Raw genomic sequence first — 12,511 nt, forward strand, 5'->3', positions numbered from 1 at the left:
TAGATCGGTTAACCGGTCAGTCGATATCCTCAACGGCCTGCCCTGCCCCACCGTCGATTCGCTGCGACAGCGCTGCTTCCATGAACTCGTCGAGTTCACCGTCCAGCACATCTTGAGGTGCGGTGCTTTCCACGCCAGTGCGCAGATCTTTCACCAACTGGTATGGCTGCAGTACGTAGGAGCGGATCTGGTGGCCCCAGCCGATATCGCTCTTGGAGGCTTCCGTGGCACTCGCGGCCGCTTCCCGCTTCTTCAGCTCTTCCTCATAGAGGCGCGAGCGCAGCATTTCCCACGCCTTGGCCTTGTTCTTGTGCTGCGAGCGCTCGGCCTGACAGGCGACTGCTATGCCGGTCGCCAGGTGGGTGATGCGCACGGCGGAATCGGTCGTGTTGACGTGCTGCCCACCGGAGCCTGATGACCGGTAGGTATCTATACGCACATCGGATTCCGACACGTCGATCTCGATAGAGTCATCAATGACTGGATAGACCCAGATCGAGGCGAACGATGTGTGTCGGCGCGCATTGCTGTCATACGGTGAGATACGCACCAGCCGGTGCACACCCGATTCTGTCTTCATCCAGCCATAGGCGTTATGGCCCTTGATCAGCAACGTCGCGGATTTTATGCCGGCTTCTTCGCCGTCATGAATTTCCAGAACCTCCACCTTGAAGCGCCGGCGTTCTGCCCAGCGCGTATACATACGCAACAACATGTTGGCCCAGTCCTGGCTCTCGGTGCCACCGGCGCCGGCGTGGACTTCCAGGTAGGTGTCGTTGCTGTCGGCTTCGCCGGAGAGCAGAGTTTCGATCTGCCGCGCCTTGACCTCACCGGCCATCGAGCGGATCGCGGCTTCGGCTTCGGCGACCACAGACTTGTCGCCTTCTTCCTCGCCGAGCTCAATCAGCCCGATATTGTCCTCAAGAGCCTGACCTAGCCCGCTGACAGACTTGATCCCGTCTTCCAGTCCCTGCCGCTCACGCATCAGCTTCTGGGCTTCGATCGGATCATTCCAAAGCGCACCGTCTTCGGCGCGCATATTAAGGTAGTCCAGTCGCTTCAGCGCCTGATCCCAGTCAAAGATGCCTCCTCAGCAGGGTGATGCCCTGCTTGATTTCTTCGACCAAATTTTCCGTCTCTGCACGCATGGCAGTCTATTCTTCCTGAATGTGGAGAGATTGTTTCGTGTTCGGCGCGGAACATAGGGAGAGGGCCAACCGCTGTAAAGCACAACCATAGACCGCCACCGGCGGTCCACCGCCTTGTCAGCCGGTGCTAGTAAAGCCCGCCGCCGCCGGTTTCAATCGCCTTGTTCGCCTGCGGCGAAATCGTGGCGCGCGAACCGCTTTGGCCAGACGACGCAACCTCGCCACCGCCGATCACCCAATAGCTGTCAGCCGGCCCGGTGCCGGGCTTGAATGCTTCCATGATGACGTTGGCTTCGCCCTTCGCTGCCCGCATGCCCGTCTTGCGGTTGATTGCGATGATCTTCATGCCAGGTGGAACCTGGAAATCGACAATCGGCTCATCCTTGAGCGCGTTGGCCATGAATTCTTTGAAGACCGGTGCAGCAAGGCCACCGCCCGTGGCCCCTTTGCCCAATGTCTGCGGCTGGTCATACCCCATATACAGGCCGACAACGAGATTGGGCGAATATCCCATGAACCAGGTGTCTTTCTCATCATTGGTGGTACCGGTCTTGCCGGCAATCGGGCGGCCCAGCTCGGAAACGGTGATTGCCGTCCCGCGCGTCACCACGCCCTCCATCATCGATGTAATCTGGTAGGCGGTCATCGGGTCGAGAACCTGCTCGGCATTGTCTACCAGTTCGGGCTCGTCCTGGTTGTTCCAGCTCTGCGCATTACAGCCGTTGCAGCTACGCTCGTCATGGCGGAACACCGTCTTACCATAGCGGTCCTGAATGCGATCAATCAGCGACGGATGGATCTGCTTGCCGCCATTGGCCATCACTGAATAGGCCGACACCATGCGCATCACCGTCGTCTCGCCGGAACCAAGCGCCATCGCCAGCACCGGCAGCATCTTATCATAGACACCAAAGCGCTCGGCATATTCTGCGACAAGCTGCATACCCATGTCGTTGGCGAGCCGCACCGTCATCAGATTGCGCGAGCGCTCGATACCGGTTCTCAGCGTCGAGGGTCCGCCCGGCTTTCCATCATAGTTTTTAGGTTCCCAGACTTCGCCGCCCGCCTGCTTGATGCTGATCGGCCCATCCATTACCACCGAGGCCGGCGTATAACCATTGTCGAGTGCTGCCGCATAGACGAACGGCTTAAATGCCGAACCCGGCTGGCGGTAGGCCTGCGTGGCACGGTTAAATTCCGACTGCGAGTACGAAAAGCCTCCCACCATTGCCAGAACACGACCTGTATGCGGGTCCATCGCCACCATACCACCGGCGACTTCCGGCGTCTGTCTCAAAGCAAAGGCATTGCCTTCTTTGTTCTCGACGAAAACAACGTCTCCTGGCTTGAGCACATCGGCAGGCGTCTTGGCCTTCACGCGCTGGCCATCGACCATGTGGCGCATCGCCCAGCTCATGTCCTCAAGGGAAACTACGCCCTCCTTACGCTCCGCGTTCAAAGCACCCGATTGTTCAAGATCAGGCTGCAATCCGACTGTCAGCCCCGACACCGAGCTGTCCAGCACCACCGCAAGCTTCCACTCTGGAACATCGTCAAGCCGCTTTACCTTGCCCAGCGCAACGCCCCAGTCGCCACCTAGCTCGATGCTTTGAACCGGGCCACGATATCCGCGCAGCCTGTCAAACTTCAAAAGCCCGTTCTGCAAAGCCCTGCGTGCGTATAGCTGCATTTCCGGGTCGAGCGTGGTGCGTACCGAAAGCCCGCCTTCATAGAGCGCATTCTCGCCATATCGCGCAATCAGCTCGCGCCGGACCTCCTCGGTGAAATACTCGCCGGCAAACAGATAGGTACCGCCGCGCCGAACCGAGACACCAAGATCTTCGGCCTTGGCCTTCTCACCTTCCTCACGGGAGGCATACCCATTGTCGACCATCTGGTCGATCACCCAGTTGCGGCGCACGATTGCGCGGTCCGCATATCGAAACGGCTGGTAGTTTGAAGGGCCTTTCGGCAGGGCCGCCAGATAGGCAGCCTGCGAGAGGGATAGTTCATTGACCGACTTGTCGAAATAAGTAAGGGCCGCGCCCGCCACGCCATAAGCACCCAATCCGAAGAAAATCTCATTCATATACAGCTCGAGGATCCGGTCCTTCGAATAGGCTTGCTCGATGCGGAACGCGAGGATCATCTCCCGAATCTTGCGGTCATAAGTCTGGCTCGCACTCAACAGAAAGTTCTTCGCAACCTGCTGCGTGATTGTCGACGCACCGACGGGACGCCTGCCCGAGCCAACGTTCTGAAGATTGGTGACCACTGCTCGAAACAGACCGGTGATGTCGACGCCGGGATGATTGTAAAAATTCTTGTCCTCAGCCGACAGGAAGGCAGCCTTGAGGCGATCCGGCACAGCCTGAATCGGCAGATAGAGGCGCCGCTCTCGCGCGTATTCGCCCATCAAAGCGCCATCCGAGGCGTGAATGCGTGTGGTTACCGGCGGCTCATATTTAGCCAGCACCTCATAATCCGGCAAATCCTTGGTCAGGCTGGCGATGTAGATGGCCACGCCGCCGGCAGCAAGCAGTGCCAGCATCACTCCCACACCGAAAAAATAGCCGATTATGCGTAACATGCCCGCTCCATTACAGAAATCGAGAGTTTGGTCGCCGAGAAGGCGATGGCTGCAAGCAGCAGCGCGAACATTCCCGATCTGTCGTTACCAACTCTTGTCGCCCCGTTGTGGGCAAAATGCGGCAACAATAATAAGCTCTTCTGATTCCAAGCCATTAAATCACGAACTGCGGCCCGCAAGCAACGGTTTGTGCATCCTATGGTTGTCATCGAGTTAGCCTCCAACTCTGGCTTTTTGTGACGCAAAATCTGCCACGGCGGCCGCAATGCGCTCTGCCGCTTTGCCGCGCCAGTCCGGGTCACGCAACTGCGCCTCATCTTTCTCGTTCGATAAATAACCAAGTTCGACCAGAACCGATGGAACATCCGGCGCCTTGAGAACACGAAACCCCGCCTCCCGGTGGGGGTTATTGATAAGCTCCACAGATGTCGAGAGTTGACCGATCAGCGAGCGGGCAAATTGAATTGAAAAGCTGTGCGTTTCACGCCGGATGAGATCGACCAGAATATCCGAGACCTCATGGTTATCTTCCTCAATCTCGATGCCGGCAAGCTGGTCCGAGAGATTTTCACGCACCGCCAGCGCGGCAGCTTCAGCGTCCGAGGCCCTGTCTGATACCGTATAGACAGTCGCCCCGCGAATGCCCTTGAGTCTAATTGTGTCGGCATGGATCGAGATCAACAAATCCGCTTCATGCTGACGCGCAATGCGAACGCGTTCATCAAGCCGCAGGAATGCATCGTTGTCGCGCGTAAGGAACACTCGGAAAGGCCCGGCCTTTTCGAGGCTTTCTTTCAGCTCCCGCGCAAAGGCAAGTGTGATTTCCTTCTCAACCGCGCCGTTAATGCCCTCTGCCCCACCATCAATGCCGCCGTGGCCTGGGTCAAGCACGACGGTGAACGGCCGCTTTACCAAATCAAACGTCTGACCAACCCGGTCCGTCTTGCGCGTCGATACAGTAGAACCTGTCGTCTGCGCTTGATCGGCCAGTGCCTGTTCAAATTCGCGATCCGAAGAGGCTGTAATATCCGCGATCAGCCTAAAACCCTTCGCATCTTCGTTGGCGATGACATCAATACGTTCGACCGAGAATGGTCCTTTTGCCGTTAGAATGAGCCTGGAACGCCCATTTCCGACCCCACCGAATCGGACGCTCGAAATCAGACCCCTACCCTTCAGATCGCGACCATCGGAACGCAAGTCCGTTTCCGGCAGGTCGATCACCAGCCGATTCGGCCCGCGCAGCAAAAACCAGCGCATTTCGGGCTCGCGGTCGAATTGGACAACGACACGCATGCGGGTCGCATCCCCGGCCATTTTGTATTCGGAGGCAGCGAGCGTAGAAGCATTGGCAGGAGCTATCAAAGCCAGCAGACAAGCGAGCATAAGAAGGACAAAGCCAAACCGGCCTGAACCCTGCATTGTTGCGCCCTTGTTCAATTCGACCTCTTGTCTGCGCTTGGTGCGGTTTCGACATTACACCGGGGCAAATGCACCGCGCGCACCGCATGCCAGCGCTTCGCCATATTAACAAGTGGTAGCCGTGTATGGTTAACCGACCCTTTCGGTCTGCATCCTTTAAGCGCCCATTTTGCCGGCGTCGAAACAGGGTTGCCATTACGCCACGCAAATCATAAAAGCGTCACTGGATCACCGCAAAGCTCGGAACCGGTCCGCAACGCCTTTTCACTCAGGTCTGGCGACGAAAAAAACGGTTCCAGTCGCATTCTGCGATCGGCACGCGTGTTCCCGAAGGATTTCTTCGAGGCGCTTCCCGTGAGTTTGAAGCCCTTAGATGAGAAAAACGGCCGGGCCGGTATGCTCGCGCCGGCTCTGTATGAGCAAATAGCTGGTCCGGAATGTTCCGGACTTTGGTTGTAATGGTTCTGCAAGGTTACGCGGTGGCTTCAAGCGCGATCATGAACAAGACCGGAAATTCCCGCGCCATAGTGGCGGCGGGCGGTCTTTTGTTCGCGCTGGAGCAGCGGCCGGCAAGCCCCCAATTATCCGGCACGCATTCCCAGACAGACGCAAATCGGGGTGTGTTCACCCGGTTGCCCCTGTTGGCGGCGGCTGGGGAGAAAAGACATAATGCCCAACAAAATGCTTATCGACGCCTCCCACCCGGAGGAAACACGGGTCGTAGTAGTACGCGGTAATCGGATCGAAGAATTCGACTTCGAATCGCAAGATAAAAAACAGATCAAGGGCAATATCTATCTCGCTCGTGTGACGCGTGTAGAACCCTCCCTTCAGGCGGCCTTTGTTGAATACGGCGGAAACCGGCATGGTTTCCTCGCTTTCAGCGAAATCCATCCCGATTATTATCAGATCCCGGTTGCCGATCGTCAGGCATTGCTGCGTGCCGAGGCTGAAGAAGCCGAAGCAGAGGATGACGACGACCACGATGGAGACGAGGGTGGTCGTGGCAACCGCAGGCGCAAGCGCGGCGGCAGAAATCGCGGCCGTGACGATCACCGCGCTTCCGAGGCGAGCGAAGAGGAAAGTACCGACGGATCGATCGTAGAGATCGAACCTCTGGACGCAGCATCCGACACCGACGTATCCGATGGCGATCACGATGAAGTGACTGCAGTCGCCGAAACGCCTGCCGTGTCGGAAGAACAGCCCGAACCCGATGCTGGCGGTGACGAAGACCACACCGGCGAGGATGACAGGACGCCGGGCTCCATGGCAGCAGCGATCGACTCGGATGTGATTTCCGAGCCCGTCGCCCAGTCCGAGACAACTACGGAGGAAACGGATGCGCGCGGCGCGGTCGAAGAGCGCGACACCCACAGCGATGACCACGAGGTCGAATCGGTAGGTGCCGAGGACGCGCTCGAGGAAGTCCGCAACCGCCGTAAGCCGGTTCGGCGCACCTACAAGATCCAGGAAGTAATCAAGCGCCGGCAGATCCTGCTGGTCCAGGTGGTCAAGGAAGAGCGCGGCAACAAGGGTGCTGCGCTGACAACCTACATGTCGCTTGCCGGCCGCTATTCGGTTTTGATGCCCAATACGGCGCGTGGTGGTGGAATTTCACGCAAGATCACCAATGCCCAGGATCGCAAGCGCTTGAAAGAAGTCGTCCAGGATCTCGAGGTACCGCAGGGCATGGGCGTTATTTTGCGCACGGCCGGCGAAAGCCGCACGAAAGCCGAGATCAAGCGTGACTACGAATATTTGATGCGTATGTGGGAGACGGTGCGCAACACAACGATGCAATCCACCGCCCCTGCTCTCGTCTATGAAGAAGGCTCGCTCATCAAGCGGTCTGTGCGCGACCTCTACAACAAGGATATCGACGAGGTTCTGGTCGCCGGCGACGACGGCTATCGCGAGGCCAAGGATTTTATGCGCATGCTGATGCCCAGCCATGCGAAAGTGGTTCAGCCCTACCGCGACACCACGCCGATCTTCGCCCGCAATGGCATCGAGGCGCAGCTGGACCGCATGCTGCAGCCGCAGGTAACACTGAAGAGCGGCGGCTACATCATCATCAACCAGACCGAAGCGCTGGTTGCCATCGACGTCAACTCGGGGCGTTCGACCAAGGAACACTCCATCGAGGACACCGCGCTCCAGACCAATCTGGAAGCCGCCGAGGAAGTGGCACGGCAGCTGCGCCTGCGCGATCTCGCCGGCCTGATCGTGATCGACTTCATCGACATGGAGGAGAACCGCAACAACCGCTCCGTCGAGAAGCGGCTGAAGGATCACCTCAAAAACGACCGTGCCCGCATCCAGGTTGGTCGCATTTCGCATTTCGGCCTGCTCGAAATGTCGCGCCAGCGCATCCGGGCATCGGTGCTGGATTCCACCATGAAGCCGTGCGTGCATTGCGGCGGCACTGGCCATGTGCGGTCCGACTCGTCAGTGGCACTGATGGTCGTTCGCGCCATCGAGGAATTCCTGCTCAAGGACTCGCGCAACCACATTACCGTGCGAACCCCATCAGCAACCGCACTTTACGTGCTCAACCACAAGCGCGCCACGCTGGTCGATCTGGAAACCCGCTTTGGGGTCACCATCACGATTGAAAGCGACGAAGACGTCGGCTCGCAGCATTATGCGATCACGCGCGGCGCCATTGCCGAAAAGCCGGTCGGTTGGACAGAGGTTCAAACCTCGGTGCCCTATGTCGAGGCAGACGACGCCGACGATTTCGTCGTTCCCGACGATGAGGATGAACCGGCAGAAGAAGTCGCCCGTCCGGCACAGGCCGAGCACGCTGAAGGCAGCGAGCGTACCGAGCGCAGCGAAGAAGGCGAAAATGGCCATGACCGCAAGCGCAAGCGTCGCCGCCGTCGTCGTGGTGGTGGTCGCGACCGCGAGAACGGTGCGCAAAACAATGGCCATGACACTACGGACGGCACAGACCATACCGATGGCGCAGAGGCCGGCTCCGCCGAGCAGGCAGCCGAAGGCACGAGCGACACAGCTGCGCCCGTTGCGGCATCGACCGACGAGAACGGCGAGCCCAAGAAGCGCCGCCGTGGCAAACGCGGTGGCAAGCGCAACCGCAGGGATGAGAACACCGACGCATCCGGGTCGGACGCTGGCGCCCTCGAAACAGGCAATGACGCTACGGCAGAAGGCGCGGCACCTGCCGCTATTGTTGCCGAAGTGACAGACAGGCCAGATGCGGAAGTACCCGCGGAAAAGCCCAAGCGGCCACGCCGGACCGCCAAGTCGAAAACGGTTGAGACGGAAACAGTTGAAGTCGATGCGCCCGCTGAGGACGCGCCACAAGAGACTGAGGCACCGGCAAAACCAAAGCGCGCGCCGCGCAAGGCAAAGGCCGCTCCCGAGGCAGAGCAGGACGCTGCCGCTCCTGCCAAACCGAAGCGCGCTCCGCGACGCAAGGCAACCGCGGCAGCGGTAGATGAAACGGCTGCCGCACCTCAGGAGCCGGTACAAGTGGCCAGCGCACCGGCCCCGGTTGTATCGTCCAACGCGCCTGAGGCCGAGACTGATGATGGAAAGCCAAAGAAATCCGGTTGGTGGCAGCGCAAGAGCTTCTTCTGATTTTTCTTGTCATCGCCAAGATAAAAGAAGCCCGCGCTCAGCGCGGGCTTTTTGAATCATGGCATTGGCCAGCATCAGGGCGCGAAAATTGACCAATTCATCCGCTTGGCCAGCATTTCGAGCGCAATCGATCCGAGCTTAGAATTGCCGTTCTCGTTGAGCCCGGGCGACCAGACTGCCATCGAGGCTATGCCCGGCACAACACCAAGAATGCCGCCGCCAACGCCGCTTTTTCCCGGAATACCGACACGGAACGCGAAGTCACCAGAGCCATCATAATGGCCGCAGGTCAGCATCAGCGCCGCGATGCGGCGCGCCCTCTCCGCAGAAATCACTGAAAACCCGGTCGCCGGGTTGGTTCCGCCATTGGCGAGGAACCGTCCAGCCAGCGCCAACTGGCGGCAGTTCATCGCAATCGCGCAATGGTGAAAATAGACACCCAGCGAATGCTCCGGTGCGTGGTGCAGATTGCCAAATGATTTCATGTAGTTGGCAAGTGCAAAATTGCGAAACCCTGTGGCTCGTTCGGAAGCAGCGACAGCGGCATCAATCGTGATGGTGTCATCGTCGGTCAGGAACTGGACAAAGCGCAGGATTTCGCCGATTGCCTCGCGCGGCTCGTGGCCGCCAAGCAGAACATCGGCGAGCACAATGGCCCCGGCATTGATGAAAGGGTTTCGCGGAATACCGTTTTCATGCTCGAGTTGAATGATGGAATTGAACGGATTGCCCGACGGCTCTCGCCCGACGCGCCGCCACAACTGGTCGCCAATCGATCCAAGCGCCAGCGTCAGGGTAAATACCTTGGAAATGCTTTGGATGGAAAAAGTCAGCTCGGCATCGCCCGCCGTCAGCACCTGCCCGTCATGGGTCGCAACCGCAATGCCAAAGGCACCCGCATTGATCCGGCCGAGTTGCGGAATGTATGTGGCGACGTTGCCGCGATCGGTACGCGTGGCCATCTCGCAGGCAATGTCATCCAGCGCCTGTTCAAGCTCGCCAACCGCCGCTGTCCCAGTCATCGCAACCACTTTTCCAGCCGCTCCAGCGCCTCAATCATATCGTCGTTGCTGCCCGCATAAGAAAGGCGCAGGGTGCTGTGGCCGCCCAAAAGATCAAAGTCTGTTCCTGGTGTTGCGGCAACGTGCGCCTCGGCCAGCATACGACTGGCAAACTCCAGGCTGTCATTTGTGTGTCGGCTGACATCGCAATAGGCGTAGAACGCCCCGTCCATAGGGGCCGCCAGAGGAAAACCGAGCCCTTCAAGCCGCTGCATCAACAGGGCACGGTTCAATTGGTAGCGCGCCTTCACCGCATCAAGTTCTGGCGTAGCCGAAAACGCCTGCGTGGCAGCGATCTGCGACAGTGCCGGTGCGGATATATAGAGGCTTTGAGCAATCCGCTCGATGGGCCGCACCATCTCTTCGGGCAGCACCATCCAGCCTATTCGCCATCCGGTCATGCAGTAATATTTAGAGAACGAGTTGATGACGGTGACGTCGCTTGAATAGGCAAGAGCGGTCGTGTCAGGCCCCGCATAGTCGAGCCGGTGGTAGATTTCGTCGGAGATTGCAGCGATACCAAGATCCTTCGCAGTGGCGAGCAGCGCCTTGAGCGCATCAGGCGGAATGACCGCCCCGGTAGGGTTTGCCGGACTTGCAAAAAGGACACCGTTCAACGGACGTTCGCGGTGCGCCCGCAACAGATGATCAGCGTCGAGATAAGGCGCTCCGTCCAACGCAATTTCAACAACGTCCAGTCCCAGCGCAGCCAATATGTTGCGGTAGGCAGGATAACCGGGAGAAGCAATTGCTACCCGGTCTCCCGAATCAAACATGGCCAGGAAAGCCAGGTTGAACGCTGCCGAGGAGCCGGTCGTGACCGCAATCCGGCCGGCGTCGACCTCTAGACCATAATGGTCGAAATAATGGGACGCTATCGCCTCGCGCAATACCCGCATTCCCAGCGCATCTGTGTAGCCTATCTGGCCGTCCACAAGAGCCTTGGCGGCGGCTGCACGCACCACGGCCGGTGCTGGATCCGACGGCTGCCCAACGGCCATCGAGACCACCGGTACGCCGGTAATCTGGAGACGGTTTGCCGCAGCAAGGATATCCATGGCGTGGAAAGGTGCTACTGCACCACGTCGAGAAAGCGAAACCACCATGCTTCGGCCTTTTTCCTTTGATCTATCGGCGTTTGAGCGGGTGGCCCGTTGCCGGGGGAGCGTGCCAGAAATTCACAAATGCCCGAATGATCGCAGGTTCACAAGTTCATGATGCCACGCCTGTCGCCTTTTCATTGCCGCCTGCCTCGTTTAGCAATGAACCCGTGATGACAAGAAACTCTCTCCTTGCCGGTGTTTTGGCGATTCCGCTCCGCCTGTCCGTTGGTTTCGCGTTGATTGCGCCCACCATCGCGCTTGCGCCGTCATCTGCCGCAGCGCAGAGCGCCAACTTGCCCATCGTGCGCGATGCGGAGATTGAAGCCCTGGTCCGCGATTATGCGCGACCCGTCCTACAGGCTGCCGGGCTTTCTAAATCCAATGTGGAAATCATTCTGGTCAACGACCGTCGCTTCAACGCGTTCGTGGCTGGCCGGCGAATTTTCGTCAACACCGGCGCGCTGTTAATGGCTGAAAAGCCGAACGAAATCATAGGCGTTCTTGCCCATGAAGCCGGCCATATCGCCGGTGGCCACCAGGAACGTCTACGCCAGCAGCTAGAGCGCGCACAGACGATGGCTATCGTCACTGGCCTACTAGGACTTGGCGCAGTCGTTGCCGGTGCCGCCACCAACACCAGCGAACTGGCGCAAGCGGGCGCTGGCGTGGCAGCCGGCGGCGGCGAGCTCGCACGGCGCGGACTGCTGAGCTATCAGCGCACGGAAGAGACTACGGCCGACAGATCGGCCATCACCTATCTCAACGCCACCGGCCAGTCTGCCAAGGGAATGCTGACCACGTTCAAGCGCTTTCAGACCGCACTGTCACTATCGGGCGCGCGTGTTGATCCCTACCAGGTCAGCCACCCGGTGCCGCAGGAGCGCATCGCCAGCCTGCAGACACTGGCGGAAACAAGTCCCTATTTCGCAGTTGTGGACTCACCCGAACTGCAATTGCGGCACGATCTTATGCGGGCAAAGATCGCCGTCTTCACGCAAGGCCAGAACGCGGCAGCAAAACTGTTCCGTAACGACCGTACCGGGCTTCCGGCAGTGTATGCCGAAGCCATGTCAGCCTATCTGTTTGGCAATCCACGCACTGCTGTCTCCAAGGCCGACACTCTGATCAAGGCACAACCGCGCAATCCGTATTTTTATGAACTGCGCGCCGATTCGCTGATGAAAGCCAATCGACCTGCCGAAGCCGCGCAGTCATACGCCAAGGCAATGAGCCTTGATCCGGTCAAATCTGGCATGCTGCAGGTGAGCTACGGGCAGGCACTCCTTGCCACCGGTACGCCAGAAGCGATGCAGAAGGCGGTCTCCGAACTGCGCAAGGGGCTGGAGCGCGACAAGCAGAACGTGACCGGATATCAATATCTCGCCCAAGCCTACGGCCGGCTGGGTGATGAGGCATCAGCCGAGCTCGCATTGGCAGAAGGCCATTATTACAGTGGCAACTACAAGGATGCTAAAATTTTCGCTGCCAGATCGCAGATGAAGTTCAAGCGCGGAACTCCGGGGTGGGTGCGTGCTCAGGACATCATCAACTACAAAACCTCGTCCAAGAAAAAGAAATGAA

The 12,511-nt window shown here is 58.8% G+C and carries 7 protein-coding genes; 2 read left to right on the forward strand and 5 right to left on the reverse strand.

The features are described 5' to 3' along the window. Positions 1–16 precede the first annotated feature (16 nt). The 3 genes from prfB to GA830_RS14660 form a co-directional block, all read right to left on the reverse strand. A protein-coding gene (gene prfB, locus GA830_RS14650) for a peptide chain release factor 2 (RefSeq protein ID WP_195162541.1) occupies positions 17–1,148 on the reverse strand; the annotation gives its coding sequence in 2 pieces (ribosomal slippage) (positions 17–1,081 and positions 1,083–1,148; 1,131 coding nt in all). Between the two features lie 127 nt (positions 1,149–1,275). Continuing rightward, positions 1,276–3,738: a penicillin-binding protein 1A gene (locus GA830_RS14655; protein WP_195162542.1), complete on the reverse strand. Its 2,463-nt coding sequence runs from the start codon at positions 3,736–3,738 to the stop codon at positions 1,276–1,278. Positions 3,739–3,951: 213 nt separating this feature from the next. Continuing rightward, positions 3,952–5,160 carry an N-acetylmuramoyl-L-alanine amidase gene (locus GA830_RS14660; RefSeq protein ID WP_195164970.1) on the reverse strand — a complete coding sequence of 403 codons (1,209 nt, stop codon included), beginning with the start codon at positions 5,158–5,160 and terminating at the stop codon, positions 3,952–3,954. Between the two features lie 669 nt (positions 5,161–5,829). Between GA830_RS14660 and GA830_RS14665 the strand changes: the two genes are divergently transcribed. Further along, a complete protein-coding gene (locus GA830_RS14665) occupies positions 5,830–8,766 on the forward strand; it encodes an Rne/Rng family ribonuclease (RefSeq protein ID WP_195162543.1) in 2,937 nt (978 codons plus the stop codon). 74 nt (positions 8,767–8,840) lie between these two features. Here the strand turns inward: GA830_RS14665 and GA830_RS14670 are convergent, their stop codons facing one another. Next, complete coding sequence (locus GA830_RS14670) at positions 8,841–9,788, reverse strand: glutaminase (RefSeq protein ID WP_195162544.1); 948 nt, start codon at positions 9,786–9,788, stop codon at positions 8,841–8,843. Then, complete coding sequence (locus GA830_RS14675) at positions 9,785–10,933, reverse strand: pyridoxal phosphate-dependent aminotransferase (protein WP_195162545.1); 1,149 nt, start codon at positions 10,931–10,933, stop codon at positions 9,785–9,787. The genes GA830_RS14670 and GA830_RS14675 overlap by 4 nt, the downstream gene beginning before the upstream one ends. Before the next feature lie 167 nt (positions 10,934–11,100). On the opposite strand from GA830_RS14675, the gene GA830_RS14680 reads away from it, so the two are divergent. Next, complete coding sequence (locus tag GA830_RS14680) at positions 11,101–12,510, forward strand: M48 family metalloprotease (RefSeq protein ID WP_195162546.1); 1,410 nt, start codon at positions 11,101–11,103, stop codon at positions 12,508–12,510. Position 12,511: the final 1 nt, after the last annotated feature.

Origin of the sequence: Mesorhizobium sp. NBSH29 (assembly GCF_015500055.1) — a bacterium.
GTDB lineage: Bacteria > Pseudomonadota > Alphaproteobacteria > Rhizobiales > Rhizobiaceae > Neomesorhizobium.